Raw genomic sequence first — 23,742 nt, forward strand, 5'->3', positions numbered from 1 at the left:
ATTGATTATTTTTTATTATAACATTTTGTTTTATTGTAGTACATAAAGATATTTTATATATATTTTTGATATATATATATATATATAAATTTTTTATGGTATTAATGTTTATATAATTTCCTATCAAAAAATTAATTAAATATTTGACTTCTTAATTATTTTTTTTGATAGGAAATTCATTAACCCATATTAATATTAATTGATAGAAGATAATCATAATTATTGGACCAATAAATAAACCAATAAAACCAAAAGCTAAAAATCCACCAGCAATGCCTAGAAAAAATAAAATAATTGGGAGATCAATTCCTGCTTTAATTAAAAATAACTTTATTATATTATCTAAAACTCCCACAAAAAAACTCCATATTAGTAATAATGTTCCTAAAAAACTATTATTGTTTACATAAAGCCAAAACACTATAAGTAATAATATAGGTAGTGGTCCTAATTGAACTAAACAAGAAAGTATTATAACTGCCATTAAAATAATTTTATAATTAACAGCAGAAATTATAAGTCCAATACCTCCTAAAATTCCTTGAATTAATATCGTGTAAAAAATGCCAAATGATATAGAACGGATAGTTTGAATTATAGTTGATATTATTTGGTTGCTATAATTAGGAATTACTAGATTTAACAAACAATATATAATATTTTTTAAAGTTTCAGCTTTTAAATATAAAAAAAAACTAAATAGTATAATAAAAAATAACTGTAAAAAAAAATAAGTGAAATGATGTATATATTTTATAAATATATAATAATTATTATAATGATATATTTTTAGATCTTTAATCAATTTCCATGTAATAGTAGGATTTTCTTTAAAAATAAATAGATGATAATGAGAAAATATATTTTTTCCAAAAAATGGAATTTTTATTAACCACTTTAATTCTGGTAAATGTATTTTTCCTTGATTACATAAATATAATAAATATGTAATATGATTCTTTAAATAGTTTATTACCAATATGATTGGAACTATAAATATTAATAATAACAAAAAAAATATAAAAACTAACGTTAAAAAACGACGCCCCAAAAATATTTTTTCTAATCTTATTGCTATTGGCCAAATAGAAATAACAAATAAACTAGACCAAATAAAGCTTATAATAAAAGGTTTTAATATCAAAAAAAAAGTTATAACTGCAAGAAAAATAGTTGTTAATATGAAAAAATTTTTTAGAAAATTTTCATTAAATTGCAGTTTTTTCATAAAAATTACTTAATAATTAAATAAAAAAACTTTATAATTTTTAATTTAAAAGAATATAATGAAATTCTTCTAACAATTAAAAAAAAATATTATTATTAATTCATAGATAACTTTAAATTTGAAAGTTAATAACTATTTTTAAACTAATTTTTTCATTTACAATGTTATAAAAAAATATTTATTTTCAATAAAATAAATTAATTTTATATAAAGTTAATAACTTTTAAAGTTTTTGACATTTTTTTTTAAATTTTAATCAATTTTTTAAAGTCTTATTAATGTATATAATAGAAATTATAACATCATTACAAAATAATAACATTATAATTAAATATTACATTAAAATTAAAGTTATTTAATAAAATCTTAAAAAATATTTTCATTATAAAAATCGGTTAAAATAATTGTTTTAAGAGATACAAAATGAACTGTAATACTTCAGAATCTTCTTTAAAAAAAATGCATTGGAAAGGGTTAACTTTAACTAAAACAGCGACGCAACAATTTAAAAAATTAATTTCTAATAATAATAAAAATGTTAAAGGATTACGGTTGAATATTAAAAAATCTGGCTGTGCTGGATTTAGTTATAGATTAGATTTAGTTTTAACTCCTAATAAAGAAGATATTGTTTTTACTTATAGTAATATATGTTTATATATTTCACAAAAACTAATGCCTTTGTTAGACGGAACTGAAATTGATTTTATAAGCCAAGGAATTAATAAAATTTTTACTTTTAAAAATCCTAATGCACAAAATGTTTGCGGTTGCGGAATCAGTTTTAATATAGAGTAAAATATATGTTTAAAAAAACAGAAAAAAAGAAACATAATGATGAATATTATAAAGAAGGATTTTTTACAAAATTAAAAAATGAAAGTTTAAAAAATGGTATTAATGAAAAAATTATACGTACAATTTCTATAAAAAGACACGAACCGCAATGGATGTTAGATTTTAGATTAAAATCTTATTTTTATTGGTTAAAAAGTGAAGAACCTCATTGGTTAAAAGCAAACTATAACCATATTAATTATCAAAATTATATTTACTATTCAGCTCCACTATACGATAAAGATCGCCATAAATTCATTAAAAATAATGAAGAAGTTCTACAAAAAAAAAATCCTTTTTTAACAAAAGAAGTAGAAAATACTTTTGAAAAACTTGGAGTACCTACAAGCGAAAAACAAGGTATTGCTATTGATGCAATATTTGATTCTGTTTCAGTATCTACAACGTATAGCAAGCAATTGAAAGAATTAGGAATTATATTTTGTTCTTTTAATCAAGCAATTAGAAAACATGAAAAATTAGTTAAAGAATATCTAGGAAAATTAGTTCCTTATAATGATAATTTTTTTGCAGCTTTAAATTCTGCTGTAGCTTCTGATGGTACTTTTATTTATATACCAAAAGGAGTTATTTGTCCTATGGAACTATCTACCTATTTTAGAATTAACGCAATTAAAACAGGACAATTTGAACGAACTATTCTCATTGCTGATGAAAATAGTTATGTTAGTTATATAGAGGGTTGTTCTGCACCAAGAAGAAAAGATTATCAATTGCATGCAGCAGTAGTAGAAGTTTTTGTACATAAAAATGCAGAAGTTAAATATTCTACAGTACAGAATTGGTACTCTGGTAATAAAAATGGAGAGGGAGGTATTTTAAATTTTGTTACTAAAAGAGCTGTTTGTATAGGAAAAAATAGTAAAATGTCTTGGACACAGTCAGAAACTGGTTCAGCTATTACTTGGAAATACCCTAGTTGTATTTTAAAAGGTGATAATTCTGTTGGAGAATTTTACTCTGTAACTTTAACAAATGGACATCAACAAGCTGATACAGGCACAAAAATGATTCACATAGGAAAAAATACAAAGTCTACTGTTTTATCCAAAGGAATTTCATCTGGAAAAAGCCAAAATACCTATAGGGGATTAATAAAAATTGCATCTACGTCAAAAAATTCTCGTAATTTTACACAATGCGATTCAATGTTAATTGGAGAAGATTGTAGTACACATACGTTTCCAAATATAAAAGTAGAAAATAGTACAGCAAAAATTGAACATGAAGCAACCACTTCTCGCATTGAAGAAGAACAGCTTTTTTATTGCGCACAACGTGGAATTAGTAAAGATAACGCAATTTCAATGATTATTAATGGGTTTTGTAAAGATGTTTTATCAAAACTACCTTTAGAATTTGCAACAGAAGCACAAAAATTGTTAACTATTAATTTAAAAAACAGTGTTGGATAATTTAATTAACTAAGTTTTTTTATCAAGGCTATTTATGTTAAAAATAAAAGATTTACAGATTGCAATGAAAAATAAAATTATTTTAAATAATTTTAATTTTAAAATAGGGTTAAATGAAATACATGCAATCATGGGTCCTAATGGATCTGGGAAAAGTACATTTTCTGCTACGTTAGCAGGAAATGAAAAATATAAAGTATTAAATGGATCAATGTTTTTTAATAATAAAGATTTAATGTTACTTTCACCAGAAGAAAGAGCTGGAGAAGGTATTTTTGTCGCTTTTCAATATCCTGCAGAAATTCCTGGAGTGAACAATCAATTTTTTTTACAAACAGCGATTAATTCTATTAGAAAATATCGAAATTTACCCATACTTGATAGATACGATTTATCTAAATTAATTGAAAAAGCACTTAGTTTATTAAAAATAGAAAAAAAGATGTTAAATCGTTTTGTAAACGTTGACTTTTCAGGAGGAGAAAAAAAACGAAATGACATATTACAAATGATTTTATTAGAGCCAAAATTATGTATTCTCGATGAAACTGATTCTGGATTAGATATTGATGCATTAAGAATTGTAGCAAATGGAATTAATCAATTACGTGATGGTAAACGATCATTTATTATTATCACTCATTATAAGAGAATTTTAGAATATATTCGTCCTGATGTTGTTCATATATTATATAATGGAAAAATTTTAGTTTCTGATAATTTAAAATTAGTAAAGAAAATAGAGGAAAAGGGATATGAATGGCTTATCAGATCGAGATAATAAATTTCTTCAAAAATGGTACAATTATTTACAACCACATGAAATAAAAAAACTTAATGAGTATCAACTAAAACATTTAAATTTAATAAAGGAAATAAATTTTTTTGATGTAAAAAAAAAGACAACACAAGAAAGGTTTATTAATCTTCTACTCACTAATAGTCTTGTTTCTACGCAATTTAAAAACTTAAAATTTGATCATTTATTAATACCTATTGATTCAATTAAAATAATTTTCGTGAATGGATTTTTTCTAAAAAAAATAAATGATACAGATGCTGACGATTTTCAAATATCTTTTATTCCATTATCATCAAAAACGTTTAAAAAAGTAAATAATATAAATGAATCTACTGCATTTTTTCATTTAACTGAAAGTTTATTAAAAGAATACATCAATATTAAATTACCATCTAATGTTTTTTCTAAATATCCATTATATTTGTTATATATTAATATTGGAGAAAAAAATGGACTTAATATAATAAATTATCGTCATAATATAACATTAGAAAACGGTTCTAGTACAACGATAATAGAGCATTACATAAACATTAATAATTATCCTTGTTATACAAATATGAATTTAACTATTAAAGCCGATAATAATGTACGTTTAAATCACAAAAAAATAGTATATTCTAATAATAAAAGTTATCACATTGCTCAAAATCGCTATTTTTTAAAAAAAGATGTTATTGTAAAAAATTATAATTTTTTATTAAAATCAAAAAATATAGAAAATAAAATTTTTGTAAAATTTGAAGAAAAGAATAGCAATTTTTCTATAAAAAGTCTTGGATTGCCATTTAAAAATTCACATTATACAATTAATACTGATATTAGCCATAATAAAGGATATTGTAAATCAAATCAATTACATAAAATAGTAACAAAAAATAGAGGCACAGGATCTTTTAAAGGATCTATTAAAATTTTTAAAAAAGCAAAAAAAACAAATAGTAAAATGATTAACCACAATTTAATCCTGACAAAGTTTTCAAAAGTAACTAGCGTACCTCAATTAGAAATTTATGCTAATAATGTTAAATGTTCTCATGGAGTTACAATAGGTACTATTAATAAAGAACAAATCTTTTATTTATGTTCTAGAGGCATTAATAAAGCATTAGCAAAATATATAATAATTTATGGATTTATTTCAGAATCATTATATCTATTAGAAAACAAAAACTTAAATGTATTTATTAAGAAATTAATTATCAAGTGTTTTTCTGGAGAAAAATATGACTTTTAATCTAGAAAAAGTAAGAATGGATTTTCCAATATTAAAAAAAAAAATTAATAATTATCCTTTGTCTTATTTAGATAGTGCAACAACCTCACAGCGTCCTATTTCTGTTATCAATAAAGAAGTTTTATTTTACAAACAACATTATGCAGGAATACATCGAGGTATTCATACGCTTAGTATGAATGCTACATCAATGATAGAAGATATACGTAAAAAAGTAGCTAATTTTATAAATTCTTTTTCTTCTGAAGAAATAATTTTTACTAAAGGTACTACTGAAGGCATCAACCTAATAGCTAATAGTTTATGTAAAAATTACTTATGCAAAGGTGATAATATAATTATTACAGAAATGGAACATCATTCCAATATTGTTCCATGGCAAATAATAGCAGAAAATATAGGAATTGATATACGTATTTTACCTATGACACAAAATGGTATATTAAATATTAAAAAATTACCTGTATTAATAGACAAAAGAACAAAAGTTATTACCTTTACTCATATTTCTAATGTTTTAGGTATTATTAATCCAATAAAAGAAATTATTCGTTTTGCAAAAGAAAAAGAAATTATTACGGTAATTGATGGTGCGCAAGCAATAATGCATAAAAAAATAGATGTTCGTTCAATTGGATGCGATTTTTATGTATTTTCAAGTCATAAAATGTACGGACCTAATGGAATTGGCATTTTGTATGGAAAAAAAAACATTTTAAAAAAAATGTCACCATATGAAAGTGGCGGTTCTATGATTGAGAAAGTTACTTTACCTTACGGAACTACTTATAGAGATGTACCCTGGTTATTTGAAGCAGGAACTTTAAATGTTGGAGGTATAATAGGATTAGGTGCTGCTATTGATTATATTGAAAATTTAGGAATTAATAATATATATGAATACGAAAAAAATTTAATGCAATATGCAATCCTGAAATTAGAAAAAATAGAAAAATTAAAAATTTATGGATCTAAAACCAATAAAATTGGTGTGCTTTCATTTAACTTAGATCAACATCATGCATATGATGTTGGAAGTTTTCTTGATCAATATGGTATTGCTATACGAACAGGACATCATTGTGCTATGCCTTTAATGAATTATTTTAATGTTTCGAACATGTGTAGAGCTTCTTTTGTTTTTTACAATACTAAGGAAGAAGTAGATCATTTATTCGACTCTTTAAAAAAAATTCAACGTTACTTAAAATAAAGTATTTTTTTGTATAAAAGAGGTATAGGTGCTTCCAGATAAAAAAAGATTTTTTAAAAATTTTAATTGTTGTTCATGTTGGGAAGAAAAATATTTATATATTATTGAACTAGGAAAAGAACTAAAAAAATCTAAATCTTTATATTTATCGAAAAATGTTGTTCCAGGTTGTTTAAGTAAAGTTTGGATTGATTTATCTTTTGAAAAAGATAATAAAACCATATTATATGGTGATAGCGATGCTGCTTTAGTAAAAGGATTAATTGCATTAATTTTTATTTTTTATAATGGATTAAAAGCAAAAGAAATACTTACATTTGATATAGAAAAATACCTGAAAAAAATTTGCATTAATCAAAATCTTACTAATTCTCGTATACAAGGCTTATATTCTATTATAAAAAAAATTCATGTACGTGTTAATGAATTTCTTAATCTTAAAAAAAAATAGAAGTTCAGCACCTTATTTCTAAGGTGCTGAATCATTTTTTCGAACTTATTTTTTATGATGTTGTTGAGCAAGAGCTTTTAATTGAGTATCTACTTTTTTGTTAGTACTTGCAACGTTCTCTTTCATTTTTTTAAACTCTGCATTCATTTTATTAAAATCATTAGATAATTGTTCAGTCTTTTCCATTAAATGATTAACATCAACGGTAAGTTTATCGACATTAGATTTATTTGAACAACCACTTAAAAAAATAAATGCAGCAATAATAGTACTTGCTATTTTGCGATTCATTAATAATTCCTAGTAATAATATTTATTAGGATTGATGTTATAATAATTCTTGTGCTTTATAAATACTATCTATAGAATAATAAATTCCAAATTTATATAAAGAATTAATAGTTAGTATGTATAAAAGTTTTCATAAAGTTAATATATAATAAACTTATCAACTTTAAAAAAAATAAAATGCGTCCTAATGGATTTGAACCATTGGCCTCCACTACGTCAAAGTGGCGCTCTACCAACTGAGCTAAGAACGCAAATTAAATCAAAGTATATTATATGTGTTAAAACGTTAAAAAGTCTACACATAATTACATGAATACAATTATTTTAAAAAGAAATTTTATAAAAAAAATTCATAAAATATAATTAAAAATTTAAATATTAATAAAATAACTACGCTGATCTATAATTTATATAATATATATATTAAAATTATCAACAAAATAAAAAATAATATATTATTATTTATTAAATTTATTTTAAGAAAAAAAAGCACACAACATATTATGTTTACAGGAATCATACAAGGAATAGCAGAAGTTGTACGTATTGAAAAAAAAAAATCTTTTCATACTCATACAGTTTTATTGCCAAATAATTTATTACAACCTATATTGAAAATTGGTTCTTCCATATCATACAATGGATGTTGTTTAACAATTACATCAATTATTAATAATTTTATCAGTTTTGATATTATTAAAAAAACATTATCATTAACTAATCTTCATATGTTAAAAGTCAAAGATCTTGTAAATGTAGAACGTTCTATGAAAATTAATGAGGAAATTGGTGGTCATATAATGACAGGACATATTATAACCACTGCAAAAATCTTACAAATTATTCCTTGTCAAAATAAAGCAACATGTTGTTTTATTTTTAAAATCACAGATATACAAAAAAAAAAATATATTTTTAATAAAGGTTTTATTGGTATTGATGGTATGAGCTTAACTATATATGAAGTAAAAAACGATATTTTTTCAGTTAATATAATTCCAGAAACATTAAAATGTACAAATCTAAAAAACAGATTAATTAATGATGTAGTAAACATTGAAATAGATTTATATACTCAAATAATCGTTACTACTACAGAACGTTTTTTAAAAAATTTAATTTATAAAAAATAAAAATATTTGTTAATTTTATATGCTATAAAAAAATTATTTAAATACAATGAATACTCATATTAGAAAAACAATTTGTAGTTTTAGAAAAAGTATAACGTCAACAGAACAAAAAAAAATGTCATATTTTTTAACAAAAAATATAATAAAATTTTTTTCTTTTTTAGATTTCAAAACAATTGCTATTTATTTTTCAGTTAATGGAGAATGTAATACTAAATTTTTAGCAAAAAATTTATGGAAAAATAAAAAAAAAGTTTTTTTACCCGTATTAAATCCATTTTTACAAAAAAAATTATTATTTATACGATATTTAGAAAATACCAAATTTATAAAAAATAAATTTTCAATACCAGAACCAATTTTAAAAAAAGATAATGTAATTAAATTAGAGGATTTAAACATAATTATATTACCAGTAGTAGCTTTTAATGAAAATGGTAATAGATTAGGTATGGGAGGAGGATTTTATGATTATACTTTGCAAAGAAAAAAAAATTTAATTATTGGAATTGCATATGATTTTCAGTTGATAAAAAATTTTTCTATAAAAAAATGGGATGTTTCATTGCCTGTTGTGATAACTCCATCTAAAATTTTTAAATTTTAAAATATTTAACTTTTAAATATAAAAAATTGCTATGATTTAAATGAAATATTTTTAACACCATTTTTAGTACTAATTAAAACAATATCTGCACGTCTTTTTGTAAATAAACCTGCAGTAACTACACCTGGTAAACTATTAATTAAATTTTCTAAAAAAACAGGGTTAATAATATTTAAATTATGAACATCAATAATAATATTACCATTATCTGTAATAAAATTTTTACGACATATTGGTTGTCCACCTAGATTTTTCATTTCTTTTATAATATAATTTTTTGCCATAGGAATTATTTCTATCGGTAACGGAAAAGTTCCTAACTTTTTAACTATTTTTGAAAAATCTACAATACAAATAAACTTTTTAGCTACTGTCGCTAATATCTTTTCACGTGTTAATGCTCCTCCACCACCTTTAATCATTTGCATATTCATATTAATTTCATCTGCACCATCAATATAAAGAGATAATGTATTAATTTTATTTAAATCTAAAACAGGAATATTAAGCTTCTTTAATTTTATAGTGGATTCTTCAGAAGAAGATACTGTTCCTTTTATTTTATTTTTAATGGTGCTTAAAGCATCAATAAAATATGAAACAGTAGAACCGCTACCAATACCAATTATTGTACCGTATTTAATATATTTAATTACAGCGTGTCCTACTATTTTTTTTAGTTTTTCTTGTTTCATATCTTTTAAAAAAAGTTAATAAAATTTTATTAAATTTATCGAAAAATAAAGTATGTGTTATATTAAAAACAAAAAATACGATTCATTAATCATCAATAATGTATTTTTACAAAAATTTTATTTTTCAAAGTCTATCAATACAATTTAGATCAGAAAACGTTTGTTTTAATCTATTTATAATAGAAATTTGTGCAGATCGCAACCATTTTCGAGGATCGTAATATTTTTTATTAGGTTGATTTTTGTCATGAGAACTACCTATTTGTTGATGTAAATATTCTTTATTTTTTTTATAAAAATGTGAAACACCTTGCCATGTTGCCCATTGAATATCTGTATCAACATTCATTTTTATTACACCATATTTTATAGCTTTTCTAATATCTTCTAATGAAGAACCAGATCCACCATGAAAAACAAAACTTACAATTTTGTTATTTAATGATCGATTTTTTTCTTTCACATATCTTTGTGCTTCTTTTAAAATATTTGGCATTAACTTAACGTTACCTGGACTATAAACACCATGTACATTACCAAAAGCAGCTGCAATAGTAAATTTATTATCAATTAATTGTAGTTTTTTATAAGCATAATAGATATCTTTTGGATTACTATAAAAAAATTTTTTATTTAAATTAGAATTGTTTATTCCATCTTCTTCTCCTCCAGTTAACCCTAATTCCACTTCTAAAGTCATGCCTATTTTTGACATTTTTTCTAGATATCTTTGAGAAATTTGTATATTTTCTTCTAAAGTTTCTGCTGATAAATCAATCATATGTGATGAAAACAATGGTTTTTTATTTTTAATAAAAAAATTTTTTCCAAAGTCTAGCAATTTATCAATCCATGGAAGTAAATTTTTTGCGCAATGATCTGTATGTAAAATAACCGGAATACCATAATGCTTTGAAATGAAATGAACGTATTTAGCACCTGCTATTGCACCTATGACTGCTGCATTATTTTTTTCTTCTTCACTAGAATCTTCTTTTAGTCCTTCTCCTACTATAAATTGAGATCCACTATAAGAAAATTGAATAATTACTGGAGAATTAACTGTTTTTGCTGTTTCTAATACTGCATTAATAGAATCTGTACCAATACAGTTTATTGCAGGGATTGCAAAAGATTGTTTTTTTGCTATTGAAAATATTTTTTGTACATCACTTCCAAATACAACACCTGGTCTTATATAATTTAAAATTTTAGACATATCTACATTCCTTAAAAAAACAAAAAAATATCATAATCAATTATATAAAAAATTACATTTTATTTTTTTCTTGTAAAATAGATAATGATGGCAAAGATTTTCCTTCTATAAATTTTAAGAAAGCGCCTCCTCCAGTAGAAATATATGAAATTTTATCTTGAATATTAAAAAGTTCAATAGCTGCTAAAGTATCACCTCCACCTGCAACAGAAAAAGAATTGCTTTCAGCAATTGCTTTAGCTAACTCTCTTGTTCCTTGTCTAAAATTTTTAAATTCAAAAACTCCTATTGGGCCATTCCATAGAATGGTTTTTGCGGTTTTTAGTAAATTTTTTATTTTTTTAATACTTTCTTCACCACAATCCATAATTTCTTCATCACTATTAATTAAATGATTTTTTTTTATGATTGCTAAAGATTCTTCTTCAAAAGTTTTACTTACTCTTACATCAATAGGAATACATATATTATATTTTTCTTTTAAATTATTTGCTTGTTTAACAAAAGCAGGTTCATAAAGAGATTTTCCTACTTTATTTTCAATAGCAATAAATGTATTAGCAATACCTCCTCCAACAATGATAGCATCAGATAATCTCCCTAATGATTCTAATATTTTAAATTTAGTTGAAATTTTTGAACCACCAACTATAGAAACTAATGGACGTAACGGTTTAATCATTATTTGATTAAGCATTGTTATTTCTTTATGCAATAAAAAACCAATACAAGATTGCTTTGAAAATTTAATTACACCATGAGTTGATGCTTGAGCTCGATGAGCAACACCAAAAGCATCCATAACAAAAATATCACAAAGATTAGCATATTTTTTTGCAAGATTGTCATTATTTTCTAATTCTCCTTTATTAAATCGTGCATTTTCTAACAGTATAATTTCATTTTTATTAAAATTTATTCCGTTCAAATAATCTCTGATTAAATTAATTTTTATTCCTTGTATTTTTTTTTCTAAATATTGCATAATTAAATGTAAGGAAAAATCTTTATTATACTGTCCTTCTGTAGGACGACCTAAATGAGAAAGTAAAATAACCTTTGCTTTTTTTTTCAATGCATATTCAATCGTTGATAAAGCAGCATTAATTCTTTGGTAAGATATAATTTTTTTATTTTTAATCGGAACATTAAAATCTACTCTAATTAAAACGCGTTTATTAACAATATCTAAATCGTTTATTTTTTTTAAAAATTTTAAATTTTTCATAATGATATTATGTCTCGTTTTTCTATAAACTATGTTGATATTTTTTACAAAATTTTTTTTGCTTTATTTACTATATTCTCAACAGTTAAACCAAATAATTGAAAAAGTTTTACACTAGGTGCAGATTGCCCAAATTCATTTAAGCCTATGATAATCCCATTGAAACCAATATATTTATACCAAAAGTCAGAAACACCTGCTTCAATGACTATTCTTTTCAAAATCTTAGGAGGTAAAACAAAATCACGATAATATTTTTCCTGTTTATCAAAAACGTCAGTAGAAGGCATAGATACAACTCTTACTTGATATCCTTCTTTGGATAAAATAGAATAAGCAGAAACTGCTAAGTCTATTTCTGACCCAGTAGCAATCAAAATTAATTCTGGATTTTTATCACAATCTTTTAATATATAACCCCCGCGCGATATATTTTTTATTTGTTTTTGGTGTCTATTTTGTGCAGATAAATTTTGTCTAGATAAAACTAATACGGTAGGCCCAGTAAAATTTTCAATAGCATATTTCCATGCTATAGCGCACTCAATTTGATCGCATGGACGCCAAACACTGACATTTGGGATCATTCTAAGACTAGATAATTGTTCTATTGGTTGATGGGTTGGTCCATCCTCACCTAATCCAATAGAATCATGTGTACAAATAATTATTTGTTGTATTTTCATTAAAGCAGCCATACGTACGGCATTTTTTGCATATTCAATAAACATAAGAAACGTTGCTGTATATGGAATAAAACCATTATGTAATGCAATACCATTGGCAATGGCTACCATTCCAAATTCCCTAACACCATAATAAATATAATTTCCTGCTGGATTTATATTAATTGGTTTTGATCCAGACCACAAAGTAAGATTGCTAGGTGATAAATCTGCAGATCCTCCTAAAAAATTAGATAAAATTTTTCCAAATTCTTCAATAGTTTTTTGAGAAGCTTCACGAGTCGATATATTAATAGGATTGTTATATATTTTATTTATAAATTTTTGTGAATTTTCTTCCCAATTTTGGGGTAATTTATTTACAATTATTCTTTCAAACTCATTAGCTAGTTGAGGATATATTTTTTTATATTCAGAAAAATTTTTATTCCATACTTGTTCTTTAATTTTTCCTATTGCTTTTGCATTCCATTTTTTATAAATATGATCTGGAATCTCGAATTTAGAATATTTCCAATTTAGTTTTTTACGTGTTAAAATAATTTCATCTTCTCCTAATGGTGCGCCGTGTGCTTCGTTTTTTCCATGTTTATTAGGAGAACCAAAACCAATAACTGTTGTGCATATTAATAATGAAGGTTTATTATTATTAATGCTTTTAGCTTGGTCAATTGATTTTTTTATTTCTTCTGAATTATGTCCATCAATATTTTTTATTACATTCCATCCATATGCTTCAAATCTTTTTGCTGTATCATCTTTAAACCAACCGTCTATTTTTCCATCTATTGATATTCCGTTGTTATCGTAAAAAACGATTAGTTTTCCTAATCTCAACGTGCCAGCTAAAGAAGATACTTCATGAGAGATACCTTCCATCATGCAACCATCTCCTACAAAAGCATATGTATAATGATCTATAATATTAAAATTAGGACGATTAAATTGTGCTGCAAGAGTTCGCTCAGCAATTGCAAAACCAACTGCATTAGCTAAACCTTGCCCTAATGGACCGGTTGTTGCTTCAATGCCGACAGTATGTTTATATTCAGGATGTCCAGGTGTTTTTGAAAACAATTGTCTAAAATTTTTTAATTCAGATAAAGGTAAATCATAACCAGTTAAATGTAAAAGACTATAAATTAACATAGAACCATGACCGTTTGAAAGAACAAAACGATCACGATCAATCCATTGAGGATTACTTGGATTATGTTTTAAATAATCACGCCATAAAACTTCAGCAATATCTGCCATACCCATTGGCGCTCCAGGATGACCTGATTTCGCTTTTTGTATAGCATCTATACTTAAAAAACGAATAGCGTTAGCAAGTTCTTTTCGAGAAAACATTTTTTTTCCAATAATTAATTAAAATTTTGTAGAATTAAAATATATAAAAAAATATTTTAAATGTGTATTTATGTTTTATAAAAAAATTATTTTTTTCTAAAGGTGTTTAAATAAATTAAATCTAATATAATTGTAGCAGCAGCAAGAGATGTTATACCAGAAGCATCATATGGAGGTGATACTTCAACGACATCCATTCCTATAATATTAATATCTGTTAATCCTCGAATTATTTTACCTATTTTTTCTGTACTAATACCACCGATTACTGGTGTGCCAGTACCAGGGGCATAAGCAGGATCTAAACAATCAATATCAATACTAATATAAACAAACATATCACCAATAGTACTTTTTATTTCTTTTAAAATATTATATGTTGGTAGATTATTTACTTGAATAGAATCAAAAACTTTAAAATAAAAATTTTTGTTATATTGAGTCCGAATACCAATTTGAACAGAATATAAAGGATCAATTAAATCTTCATTTATAGCATGGTAAAATGTACTTCCGTGATCAAAAATATTTTGACTTGGATAAGTATCAGAATGAGCATCAAATTGTATTAGTGCTATTTTACCAAAATATTTCTTATATGCACGTAATATAGGCAATGTTATAAAATGATCACCACCAATTGTTATCATATATTTTTTTAAGGATAATAATTTTTTTGCATGTAAATATAATTTATCTGAAAATTCTTGTGCATTACCCGGTGAATAGACTAAGTCACCACAATCAATAACTTGAACATATTGACGAAAATTGAAATTCCATGGCCAACGATTTTCTTCCCATGTTAAATTAGTTGACATTTGACGAATAGAATTTGGGCCAAAACGACTACCAGAACGACCAGACGTTGCTAAATCAAAAGGTGCACCCGTAATTACATATTGATTATCATTTTTTTCATAAGGATTAAAGCAAAGAGGTATTCGCATAAAACCAAAAGCATTAGATGTTAAAGAATTATCGCGTTCATTATTCAGAGTATTATGCATAAAACCTTCTTGTTAAAAAGTAATTTATAAAGATATATACAGTATATAACATTTGTTTTTTTTAAATTTATACAATTTCTTTTAAATAAGTATATCCATAAAGAACTTTTTTAAAAACTAATATAAAGTTATCAAACAATTTCTCATCAAGATTCTTTATTTTTAATTGATTATAAAAAAAATGCATGGTTTCTTCTGGATTAACATTTATATTATTTAAAGTTTTTTTAACAGTATCATTTATATTAGAAACTGAAATTTTAATTTTTTTATTAGGATATAAATTAATATTCACAGTCTCAACGTTACCAAAAAGATTATGCATATTTCCTAATATTTCTTGATAAGCTCCAACCATAAAAAAACCTATTAAAGGAGGTTTTTTTATATTATATCTTGGCATTGATATTGTTGTTCTAACTCCATTTTCATCTATGTAACGCTCAATTTTTCCATCTGAATCGCAAGTGATATCAAATATTATTGCTTTTCTTTTAATTTTTTCATTTAAACCTTCTAAAGGTAGAATTGGAAATATTTGATTAATTCCCCAAGAATCTGGAAGAGATTGAAATAATGAAAAATTTACGTAAATTTTATCTGCTATACGTTCTTCGAGTTCAATTAATTTTTTTTTATATTTTTTTTTATTTTTAAAAAATTTTTGTATATAAAAACAGAGATATAAATGTAATTGTTCAGCCCAAGCACGTTCTTTTAAAGAATACAAACCTAAAGAATAACCATTTTGAATTTCTAATAATTGTTTGTTGCTTATGCGAAAAAGTTTATAGCAAACACTAGATTTTTTAGATTTCTTGATGACTTGCCAATTATTCCACATTTCTTTAATTTTAATAATAGAATTTTTAGGTGGTATTGGTAAAATATCATGTTCATTTTTTTCAGTTTCAATTATATTAGATATTAGAACAGCATGATGAGCTGTTAAAGCTCGTCCGGATTCTGTAATAATTATAGGATGTTTTAACCCATATTTTTTACATGCTTGAGTAATTATATAAATAATATTTTTTGCATATTCATATACACTATAGTTAACTGAATAATCGGATTTAGAACGAGTTCCTTCATAATCTACACCTAATCCTCCTCCTATATCTAAACATTTTATTTTTACGCCTAAATTATTAAGTTCAACAAAAAATTGAATAGACTCTTTAACACTAGATATAATATCTTTAATGTTAGGTACTTGTGATCCAATATGAAAATGTAAAAGTTCTAAAATATTAATTTGATTAGATTGCTTTAAAATATTAATCAACTTTAGAATTTGAGAAGTTGTTAACCCAAATTTTGATTTTTCTCCACTACTCAATTCCCATTTTCCTATATTTTTTGCTGCCAGTCTAATTCTTATTCCTACAGAAGGCTTAATATTTAATCGTTTAGATTCCTCTAAAATTAAAAATATTTCACTAATTTTTTCAATAACTAAATAAACTTTATGACCTATTGTTGTACTAATAATAGCTAAACTAATGTATTCACGATCTTTATATCCATTACAAATAATTATTGAAGGTTTATTAATAGCGTATGTTAGAACAACTATTAATTCTGATTTAGATCCTGCTTCTAATCCAAATTTTTCTTTTGAACACATTAATGATTCTATAATTCTTTTTTGTTGATTAACTTTAATTGGATAAACAAGGAAATAGTTTCCTGTATATTGATATAATTTACATGCCTTTTTAAAAGATTGATTAATGAGATATAAACGATCTCTTAAAATTTGTGGAAAACAAAATAAAACTGGAAAACGTTGATTGTTTTTTTTTCTATCATTTGCTAATTCAGTTAAATTTACGCATACACTAGACATATTAATAGGATCTGGAAAGACTATTATGTTTCCATTATCATCTATATCATAATATTTTTCGCCCCAAAACGAAATATTATATTTTTTACATATTTTTTTTTTGTAATATTTCATAACACTTTCTTAAATGAAGAAATTATTTTTTTAAATTTTTGTCAATAATTGTTATTATTATAATATTATATATAAATATTAGATTTTTTATTAACGATTACATGTATAATTTATACATATAATTACAATAAAAATTGTGTTGTTAACAATTACTCAGTATTATTTTCATAATATTATGAAAATAATACTGAGTATATCTTTAATTTCTTATATGTAAGAATTTGGTTAAAATGTTAATTTTTAAATATACATAAATAGAAATATTGCATATAAATTTTGTATTAATAACAAACTAGCAAGTAGTTTAAATACCTAAAAAATATAACATTTTTTTGACTAAAACAAACACTTTTAAATAATTTTAATTAGGTTAAAAAATGACCGGATACCTTTTTACATCTGAGTCCGTTTCAGAAGGACATCCTGATAAAATAGCTGATCAAATTTCTGATGCTATATTAGATGCAATCATTAAAGATGATAAAAATGCACGAGTTGCTTGTGAAACATATGTGAAAACAGGAATGGTACTTGTTGGTGGGGAAATCACGACAAAAGCAGCATATATTGATATTGAAACAATTATACGAAATACTATTCGGGATATAGGTTATGTTAATTCAGATATGGGTTTTGACGCGAATTCTTGTGCTGTATTAAATACTATTGGTAAACAATCTGTTGATATTAATCAAGCAATAACGCATCCTGATCCTAGAAAACAAGGGGCGGGAGATCAAGGTTTAATGTTTGGATATGCTACTAATGAAACCGATGTTTTTATGCCTGCTCCAATTACTTATGCACATCGATTAGTTCAACAATTAGCTATGATAAGAAAAAAAGGAATATTACCATGGTTAAGACCAGATGCAAAAAGTCAAGTAACACTTCAATATGATTCTGGAAAAATCATAGGAGTTGATACATTAGTAGTGTCTACACAACATACTCAAGATGTTTCTCAAAAAGATCTACAAGAGGCAGTAATGGAAACAATCATTAAGCCTATAATACCAAAGAAATGGTTAAACCGAGAAACAAAGTTTTTTATTAACCCAACCGGGCGTTTTGTTATTGGAGGTCCTATGGGAGATTGCGGTTTAACAGGAAGAAAAATTATAGTAGATACTTATGGAGGAATGGCAAGACATGGTGGTGGGAGTTTTTCAGGAAAGGATCCTTCTAAAGTGGATCGTTCAGCGGCTTATGCTGCTCGTTATGTAGCTAAAAACATTGTAGCTGCAGGACTAGCTGATCGTTGTGAAATTCAAATATCTTATGCTATAGGAATTGCTAAGCCTATATCTATTATGGTTGAGACTTTTGGAACTGAAAAAATTAAAAATAGTCGACTTATTCAATTAATTAAAAAATATTTCAATTTAAGTCCATATGGTTTGATAAAAATGTTAAATCTATTAAGACCAATTTATCGTGATACAGCTAATTACGGTCATTTTGGAAGAAATCATTTTCCTTGGGAACAAATAGATCGAGCAAAACAGTTATCTGAAGAGTTATTATAAAACTATAAATTCCTCTCTTACAAGAGAGGAAAAGGATATACTATGAAAATTTTTTCATTTTAATTTATTATAATATACTCATTATTTTTTTACATAAATTTGTTATACCAATATTTTTTAGAGCAGAAATAAAAAAAAATTTATTTTTTAGTTTTATGTGTTTTTGTATTTTTTTTATATAATTTTCGATATTTTTTTTATTGCTTAATAAATCAATTTTATTAAAAATTATCCAACATTCTTTATTATAGATAAATTCACTATATTTTCGCACTTCTTCTGTAATAACGTTAATATTTTTTATTGATTCTAAAAAATTATTTGGTGTAACTTCAACTACATGTAATAATAATTGACATCTTTCTAAATGTTTTAAAAAATCTATACCTAGACCTTTACCTATATTTGAATTTTTTATTAAACTAGGAGTATCTAAAATAATAAAACGTTTTTTTATTAAATTTTGTTTCACAGATACTGTACCTAAAGTTGGAAATAAAGTTGTAAAAGGATAATCTCCAATTTTAGGTCGAGCAGATGATACTATATTTACAAAAGTAGATTTTCCAGAATTAGGTAAACCTAAAATTCCGACATTAGCTAATAATAATAATTTTAAATGAATACTAACTATTTCACCTGATTTTCCTAAAGTATTTTTACGAGGAGCACGATTAATTGAAGATTTAAAACATGCGTTTCCTAATCCATGTGCTCCACCTTTTGCGATTAATAGTTTTTGTTTCAATTGAATCATATCATCTATAATTTTTCCTGTATTTGCATCAATAATTTGAGTACCTAATGGTACTTTTATAAAAATATCTTTTCCTTTTTGACCAGTAGAATTACCACTTTTTCCATTTTTTCCATTACCAGCCTGAAAATTTTTTTTTAAAAAAAATACTGATAATGTGTTTAAGTTTCGATCTGTAATAAAGTATACATTTCCACCATTTCCACCATTTCCACCATCTGGACCACCTTTAGGAATATACTTTTCTCTACGAAAACTAATACATCCGTTTCCTCCATGCCCTGCGATTACTAAAATTTTTGCTTCATCAATAAATTGCATTTCTTTATTACTCCCATGAAATCATGGGTTATGATATGTTTTTAATATATTTTTTAAATAATCTAAAACTAAATTTTTAAATAAATATTGATATAAATAAGATAAAAATAATGCATATTATATAATATTTATATATGTTTTATTTTTTTTAGATTTTTGTTTTTTAAATTGAATTTCTCCTGTTTTTATAGCATATATCGTATGGTCACGACCTAAACCAACATTATTTCCAGCATGAAATTTTGTACCTCTTTGACGAACAATAATACTTCCAGCTTTAACTTTTTCTCCTCCAAAACACTTTACTCCTAATCTTTTTGAATGTGAATCACGACCGTTTCTAGTGGAACCACCAGCTTTCTTATGTGCCATTTTTTTTTCCTATATAGTATATTTAATATCAGTTATTTTAATTTCAGTAAAATTTTGACGATGTCCTTGGTGTTTGCGATGGTGTTTACGACGACGAAACTTAATTATTCTAATTTTTTTATTCTTTCCATGACTAATAATAGTTGCTTTTATAAAGCTATTTTTTAATAATGGATTTCCAAAAAATATTTGATCATTTTTTGAATACATTAAAACTTGATCAAATTTTACAACATTTCCGATGTCATCAGAAATTTTTTCTAAACGAATAGTTTGTCCTTCCTTTACTCGGTATTGTTTTCCACCATTTTTAAAAACTGCGTACATATTTTTTCCTAAGTATTAAATTTCTTTTGAGTGTTCATAAAATTTATATATGATGCTAGTTATTTATATTGTAATAAATTAAAAAAATATATTAATAATTTAATTTTAGATTAATATTAATATTTATCAAGTAATATAAATAATTAATAAAAAATTGCAGTGTTTACTTATAATTTTTGATTCTTATAATATTTGCACCAATTGATTTTAATTTTTTTTCGACGTTTTCATACCCACGATCTATATGGTTTATATGATTAATTAATGTAGTTCCGTGTGCAATACATCCTGCTAGCACTAAACTTGCTGAAGCTCTTAAATCAGTTGCTTTTACTGTAGCGCCGTATAATTTCTTAACACCATAACATATGATTGTATTTTTTTTTATTTTTGCGCACGCCCCCATTTTTATTAATTCTGATATATGTGAAAATCGATCTTCAAAAATATTTTCAGTTATAGTGCTATTCCCTTCTGCAATGAGATTTAATAATGTAAACTGTGCTTGTAAATCTGTTGGAAATCCAGGATAAGGAGCTGTATATAAATCAACTGATTTAGGTCTTTTTTTATGCATATCTATACTTATCCAAGTTTTACCTATTTTTATTTCACTTCCAGCTTGTTGAAGTTTTTTTAAAACTACTCTTAAAAAATTAGGATTAGTATTACGACATATTATTTTGCCTCCTGAGACAGTTGCAGCTAATAAGAAAGTAGCAGTTTCTATTCTATCAGGCATAATAGAATACGTACCTCCTTTTAGTTGTTTTACTCCCTCAATTATAATTTTTTTACTACCTGCTCCATTAATTTTAGCGCCTAAACTTTTTAAAAAATTAGCTGTGTCAACAATTTCAGGTTCACATGCTGCGTTTTCAATAATCGTTTTTCCTGTTGCAAGAGTTGCGGCACTCATGATAGTTAATGTAGCGCCTACACTTTTTTTTTTCATAACTATACGTGCACCTTTTAATCGACCTTTATTAAAGGCTTTAATATAATTATTTTCTATATCAATGTTCGCTCCCAATTTTTTTAATCCATATATATGAAAATCAATTGGACGATTACCAATTGAACAACCGCCTGGTAAAGAAACCTCCCCATGTCCAAAACGAGAAATTAATGGACCTAAAATCCATATAGATGCACGCATCTTTTTTGTTAAATTATAAGGCACATTAAACTTATTAATATCTTTGTTATTAATAAAAAAAATAGATTCTTTATTTTCTATTTTAGATCCTAATAACTTTAATAGTTTAATTGCTGTATCTATATCTTTGAGTTTTGGAACATTTTTAATTTTTATTTCTTCTTTGGATAAAATTGTACAAAATAAAATAGGCAAAGCTGCATTTTTTGCTCCAGAAATTTTTACTTCTCCACTTAAACAAGTTGGTCCTTGTATTCTGAATTTATGCATAAAATTCTCAATTATTTAGATTACTCAATATTTTTTTTAATTGTTTTTTTGTATAAGTTAGCATTTTCTAACCATTCATTGGGCGTAAAAGTTTTTATAGAAATAGCATGAATATCGCCATTAATAATATAGTCCATTAAAACCTTATAAATAATTTGTTCTTTTTCAAGAGAATTTAAATTATTAAAAATGTTTCCAATAGCTATTAAATGAAAATGATTATTATCTTCACTGTTAAGATAAACTTTTTGTAAGGATAGTTCACTAATTAAAATTTGTTTAATATTTCGTTTTTTCATTGTTTTTTCTTTTTAAAATTATTTATATCTAATAAAATTATTGATTAAAATTATTATAATATTTATTTAGATTTAATTTTTTTATTTATTTTAATAAATTAAATTATTTACATAGCTTCAAAATTTTTTTATAGAATTTTTCTATGTATTATTTTTTACATTTTTTTTAAAAAAAATAAGTACATGATATTTATAAAAATTATGTATATTTTTGATTATTTCAATTAATTTTTATTAAAAAATTTGTAATGAATAAATTAAAAAAGTTTATTATATCTTGCAAAAACAGTAAAATAATAATTATTTCTTTGAATCAATGATTATTTATAAAAAAACAATAAGTAATATAAAAAAATATAATATCTATAACAAAAAAAATTGTTATAGATAGTCTTAAAGTATTTATTTTTTTATGAAAATAAATACTGTTTAAACAATTTTTTTAACTAATTATAAAAAAAAAGATGTTAAAGCTAATAGATAAATTTTAAATTAACAAAACTATGATACAATACCTGTTAAAACTTTTTGATAAAAACAAATTAAATAAAAATTGTCGCTTAAAAAGTATTAAAAAACAAAAAGTGAATAAATTATTATAATAAGAAAAAATAATCAATATTTTTTGTAAAAATATTTATCAAAAATTTAAAAATAATACTATTAATAGTAATCTAATTTATTTTTTATTTTATAAAAAAATACATTAAAAAATTAATAAAAAAAACATCAATTTTTTCATTATATAAAAATACAAAATATAGAATTAATAATTTATCTCAAAAACATTAATATTTGAGAGTAAAATAACTCACATTAATTTAGAGTTATTTTAATAATTAATAAAAAATATTTAATTCTACCAATTTATAAAAAATTTAATATCGCAAATATTTTTAAAAAAATTTATTTTTATCATTAGCAAAAAAATCTAAAAGAATTATACAATGCTTAAAACTTTAGCTATAATTTGAAAATTATTTTTGCTTGACAAATATCTTTTGGAAATAGATTTTATATCTATTGCATATTTTAAAAAATATTCAATATTTGTCTAAACATGATTTAGACATAATGATATTAACTGTGACTATAAATAAATTAATATCTTACTATATTAAGGAATTATTAATGAAATAATAAATAGTAAGAATTTTTTTAAAATATACTTATTAAAAAAATGTAATATATAATATTGAAACATTAAAAAAAATTAAATTTGATATTAATCAAAAAAAAAAATTGTACCGAAAAGTAATAATTTAATTTGTCCGATATATTACTAATAATTTATTTAATATTTTTTTAATTGAAAT

General features: G+C 24.0%; 22 protein-coding genes and 1 tRNA gene. 9 read left to right on the forward strand and 14 right to left on the reverse strand.

Annotated features, from left to right (window positions below):
• Window positions 1–151: 151 nt before the first annotated feature.
• On the reverse strand, window positions 152–1,228 hold the full coding sequence (locus tag TGUWTKB_RS02215) for an AI-2E family transporter (protein ID WP_052459564.1): 1,077 nt from the start codon (window positions 1,226–1,228) through the stop codon (window positions 152–154).
• A gap of 423 nt (window positions 1,229–1,651) precedes the next feature.
• On the opposite strand from TGUWTKB_RS02215, the gene TGUWTKB_RS02220 reads away from it, so the two are divergent.
• Genes TGUWTKB_RS02220 through TGUWTKB_RS02245 form a run of 6 tightly spaced genes read left to right on the forward strand, consistent with a single transcriptional unit; the run spans window position 1,652 to window position 7,204 of the window.
• Window positions 1,652–2,026 carry an iron-sulfur cluster assembly accessory protein gene (locus TGUWTKB_RS02220; protein WP_041063144.1) on the forward strand — a complete coding sequence of 125 codons (375 nt, stop codon included), beginning with the start codon at window positions 1,652–1,654 and terminating at the stop codon, window positions 2,024–2,026.
• A 5-nt stretch (window positions 2,027–2,031) separates the two neighbouring features.
• Window positions 2,032–3,501, forward strand: coding sequence for a Fe-S cluster assembly protein SufB (sufB, locus tag TGUWTKB_RS02225; RefSeq protein WP_041063147.1), 1,470 nt, complete (start codon window positions 2,032–2,034; stop codon window positions 3,499–3,501).
• 34 nt (window positions 3,502–3,535) lie between these two features.
• The gene (sufC, locus tag TGUWTKB_RS02230) at window positions 3,536–4,282 is read left to right on the forward strand and encodes a Fe-S cluster assembly ATPase SufC (RefSeq protein ID WP_041063150.1); all 747 of its coding nucleotides are present in this window, start codon (window positions 3,536–3,538) and stop codon (window positions 4,280–4,282) included.
• Entirely contained in the window at window positions 4,257–5,540 is a 1,284-nt protein-coding gene (locus TGUWTKB_RS02235) for a SufD family Fe-S cluster assembly protein (RefSeq protein WP_041063152.1), read from the forward strand. Before sufC ends, TGUWTKB_RS02235 begins: the two co-directional genes overlap by 26 nt.
• Window positions 5,530–6,753: a SufS family cysteine desulfurase gene (locus tag TGUWTKB_RS02240; protein WP_041063154.1), complete on the forward strand. Its 1,224-nt coding sequence runs from the start codon at window positions 5,530–5,532 to the stop codon at window positions 6,751–6,753. Before TGUWTKB_RS02235 ends, TGUWTKB_RS02240 begins: the two co-directional genes overlap by 11 nt.
• 28 nt (window positions 6,754–6,781) lie before the next feature.
• The gene (locus tag TGUWTKB_RS02245) at window positions 6,782–7,204 is read left to right on the forward strand and encodes a SufE family protein (RefSeq protein ID WP_041063156.1); all 423 of its coding nucleotides are present in this window, start codon (window positions 6,782–6,784) and stop codon (window positions 7,202–7,204) included.
• Between the two features lie 45 nt (window positions 7,205–7,249).
• Here TGUWTKB_RS02245 and TGUWTKB_RS02250 read toward each other — a convergent pair whose 3' ends face one another.
• Together TGUWTKB_RS02250 and TGUWTKB_RS02255 are read right to left on the reverse strand one after the other, a co-directional pair.
• The gene (locus TGUWTKB_RS02250) at window positions 7,250–7,495 is read right to left on the reverse strand and encodes a hypothetical protein (RefSeq protein ID WP_041063158.1); all 246 of its coding nucleotides are present in this window, start codon (window positions 7,493–7,495) and stop codon (window positions 7,250–7,252) included.
• Window positions 7,496–7,673: 178 nt separating this feature from the next.
• Window positions 7,674–7,746 (reverse strand) — tRNA-Val (locus TGUWTKB_RS02255).
• A 252-nt stretch (window positions 7,747–7,998) separates the two neighbouring features.
• Here TGUWTKB_RS02255 and TGUWTKB_RS02260 point away from each other — a divergent pair.
• Entirely contained in the window at window positions 7,999–8,628 is a 630-nt protein-coding gene (locus TGUWTKB_RS02260; protein WP_041063160.1) for a riboflavin synthase, read from the forward strand.
• A gap of 46 nt (window positions 8,629–8,674) precedes the next feature.
• Window positions 8,675–9,235, forward strand: a complete 561-nt coding sequence (locus tag TGUWTKB_RS02265; protein WP_041063162.1) for a 5-formyltetrahydrofolate cyclo-ligase — start codon at window positions 8,675–8,677, stop codon at window positions 9,233–9,235.
• A 29-nt stretch (window positions 9,236–9,264) separates the two neighbouring features.
• Here the strand turns inward: TGUWTKB_RS02265 and rpiA are convergent, their stop codons facing one another.
• The 6 genes from rpiA to speA form a co-directional block, all read right to left on the reverse strand.
• Window positions 9,265–9,930, reverse strand: a complete 666-nt coding sequence (gene rpiA / locus TGUWTKB_RS02270) for a ribose-5-phosphate isomerase RpiA (RefSeq protein WP_041063165.1) — start codon at window positions 9,928–9,930, stop codon at window positions 9,265–9,267.
• Between the two features lie 124 nt (window positions 9,931–10,054).
• Window positions 10,055–11,149, reverse strand: a complete 1,095-nt coding sequence (gene fbaA / locus TGUWTKB_RS02275; RefSeq protein WP_041063167.1) for a class II fructose-bisphosphate aldolase — start codon at window positions 11,147–11,149, stop codon at window positions 10,055–10,057.
• A 52-nt stretch (window positions 11,150–11,201) separates the two neighbouring features.
• Window positions 11,202–12,377 (reverse strand): phosphoglycerate kinase, encoded by a 1,176-nt coding sequence (locus TGUWTKB_RS02280; protein ID WP_041063170.1) that lies wholly within the window; start codon window positions 12,375–12,377, stop codon window positions 11,202–11,204.
• A gap of 44 nt (window positions 12,378–12,421) precedes the next feature.
• A complete protein-coding gene (gene tkt / locus TGUWTKB_RS02285) occupies window positions 12,422–14,416 on the reverse strand; it encodes a transketolase (protein WP_041063173.1) in 1,995 nt (664 codons plus the stop codon).
• An 86-nt stretch (window positions 14,417–14,502) separates the two neighbouring features.
• Window positions 14,503–15,426 carry an agmatinase gene (gene speB / locus TGUWTKB_RS02290; protein WP_041063176.1) on the reverse strand — a complete coding sequence of 308 codons (924 nt, stop codon included), beginning with the start codon at window positions 15,424–15,426 and terminating at the stop codon, window positions 14,503–14,505.
• Between the two features lie 67 nt (window positions 15,427–15,493).
• Window positions 15,494–17,392: a biosynthetic arginine decarboxylase gene (gene speA / locus TGUWTKB_RS02295; protein ID WP_041063179.1), complete on the reverse strand. Its 1,899-nt coding sequence runs from the start codon at window positions 17,390–17,392 to the stop codon at window positions 15,494–15,496.
• A gap of 377 nt (window positions 17,393–17,769) precedes the next feature.
• Here speA and metK point away from each other — a divergent pair, with 377 nt between their 5' ends.
• Window positions 17,770–18,921 carry a methionine adenosyltransferase gene (metK, locus tag TGUWTKB_RS02300; protein ID WP_041063182.1) on the forward strand — a complete coding sequence of 384 codons (1,152 nt, stop codon included), beginning with the start codon at window positions 17,770–17,772 and terminating at the stop codon, window positions 18,919–18,921.
• A gap of 67 nt (window positions 18,922–18,988) precedes the next feature.
• On the opposite strand, the gene cgtA is transcribed toward metK, so the two are convergent.
• From cgtA to TGUWTKB_RS02325, 5 genes are all read right to left on the reverse strand, one after another.
• Window positions 18,989–19,999, reverse strand: coding sequence for an Obg family GTPase CgtA (cgtA, locus tag TGUWTKB_RS02305; protein WP_041063184.1), 1,011 nt, complete (start codon window positions 19,997–19,999; stop codon window positions 18,989–18,991).
• A gap of 117 nt (window positions 20,000–20,116) precedes the next feature.
• A complete protein-coding gene (rpmA, locus tag TGUWTKB_RS02310) occupies window positions 20,117–20,371 on the reverse strand; it encodes a 50S ribosomal protein L27 (protein ID WP_041063186.1) in 255 nt (84 codons plus the stop codon).
• Window positions 20,372–20,380: 9 nt separating this feature from the next.
• The gene (gene rplU / locus TGUWTKB_RS02315; RefSeq protein ID WP_041063188.1) at window positions 20,381–20,698 is read right to left on the reverse strand and encodes a 50S ribosomal protein L21; all 318 of its coding nucleotides are present in this window, start codon (window positions 20,696–20,698) and stop codon (window positions 20,381–20,383) included.
• A 163-nt stretch (window positions 20,699–20,861) separates the two neighbouring features.
• Window positions 20,862–22,127 carry a UDP-N-acetylglucosamine 1-carboxyvinyltransferase gene (murA, locus tag TGUWTKB_RS02320; protein ID WP_041063190.1) on the reverse strand — a complete coding sequence of 422 codons (1,266 nt, stop codon included), beginning with the start codon at window positions 22,125–22,127 and terminating at the stop codon, window positions 20,862–20,864.
• A gap of 20 nt (window positions 22,128–22,147) precedes the next feature.
• The gene (locus TGUWTKB_RS02325; RefSeq protein ID WP_041063192.1) at window positions 22,148–22,426 is read right to left on the reverse strand and encodes a BolA family protein; all 279 of its coding nucleotides are present in this window, start codon (window positions 22,424–22,426) and stop codon (window positions 22,148–22,150) included.
• Window positions 22,427–23,742 lie beyond the last annotated feature (1,316 nt).

The sequence above is a fragment of the Candidatus Tachikawaea gelatinosa genome, assembly GCF_000828815.1.
Taxonomy (GTDB): Bacteria; Pseudomonadota; Gammaproteobacteria; order Enterobacterales; family Enterobacteriaceae; genus Tachikawaea; species Tachikawaea gelatinosa.

Coding starts and splice junctions, on each gene's coding strand:
- TGUWTKB_RS02280 (WP_041063170.1), bottom strand. CDS start 12,377: ATGAAAAATTTAAAATTTTTAAAAAAAATAAACGATTTAGATATTGTT.
- TGUWTKB_RS02235 (WP_041063152.1), top strand. CDS start 4,257: ATGAATGGCTTATCAGATCGAGATAATAAATTTCTTCAAAAATGGTAC.
- sufC (WP_041063150.1), top strand. CDS start 3,536: ATGTTAAAAATAAAAGATTTACAGATTGCAATGAAAAATAAAATTATT.
- tkt (WP_041063173.1), bottom strand. CDS start 14,416: ATGTTTTCTCGAAAAGAACTTGCTAACGCTATTCGTTTTTTAAGTATA.
- TGUWTKB_RS02260 (WP_041063160.1), top strand. CDS start 7,999: ATGTTTACAGGAATCATACAAGGAATAGCAGAAGTTGTACGTATTGAA.
- rpmA (WP_041063186.1), bottom strand. CDS start 20,371: ATGGCACATAAGAAAGCTGGTGGTTCCACTAGAAACGGTCGTGATTCA.
- fbaA (WP_041063167.1), bottom strand. CDS start 11,149: ATGTCTAAAATTTTAAATTATATAAGACCAGGTGTTGTATTTGGAAGT.
- TGUWTKB_RS02215 (WP_052459564.1), bottom strand. CDS start 1,228: ATGAAAAAACTGCAATTTAATGAAAATTTTCTAAAAAATTTTTTCATA.
- TGUWTKB_RS02240 (WP_041063154.1), top strand. CDS start 5,530: ATGACTTTTAATCTAGAAAAAGTAAGAATGGATTTTCCAATATTAAAA.
- TGUWTKB_RS02265 (WP_041063162.1), top strand. CDS start 8,675: ATGAATACTCATATTAGAAAAACAATTTGTAGTTTTAGAAAAAGTATA.
- murA (WP_041063190.1), bottom strand. CDS start 22,127: ATGCATAAATTCAGAATACAAGGACCAACTTGTTTAAGTGGAGAAGTA.
- sufB (WP_041063147.1), top strand. CDS start 2,032: ATGTTTAAAAAAACAGAAAAAAAGAAACATAATGATGAATATTATAAA.
- metK (WP_041063182.1), top strand. CDS start 17,770: ATGACCGGATACCTTTTTACATCTGAGTCCGTTTCAGAAGGACATCCT.
- speB (WP_041063176.1), bottom strand. CDS start 15,426: ATGCATAATACTCTGAATAATGAACGCGATAATTCTTTAACATCTAAT.
- speA (WP_041063179.1), bottom strand. CDS start 17,392: ATGAAATATTACAAAAAAAAAATATGTAAAAAATATAATATTTCGTTT.
- rplU (WP_041063188.1), bottom strand. CDS start 20,698: ATGTACGCAGTTTTTAAAAATGGTGGAAAACAATACCGAGTAAAGGAA.
- rpiA (WP_041063165.1), bottom strand. CDS start 9,930: ATGAAACAAGAAAAACTAAAAAAAATAGTAGGACACGCTGTAATTAAA.
- TGUWTKB_RS02250 (WP_041063158.1), bottom strand. CDS start 7,495: ATGAATCGCAAAATAGCAAGTACTATTATTGCTGCATTTATTTTTTTA.
- TGUWTKB_RS02220 (WP_041063144.1), top strand. CDS start 1,652: ATGAACTGTAATACTTCAGAATCTTCTTTAAAAAAAATGCATTGGAAA.
- cgtA (WP_041063184.1), bottom strand. CDS start 19,999: ATGCAATTTATTGATGAAGCAAAAATTTTAGTAATCGCAGGGCATGGA.
- TGUWTKB_RS02325 (WP_041063192.1), bottom strand. CDS start 22,426: ATGAAAAAACGAAATATTAAACAAATTTTAATTAGTGAACTATCCTTA.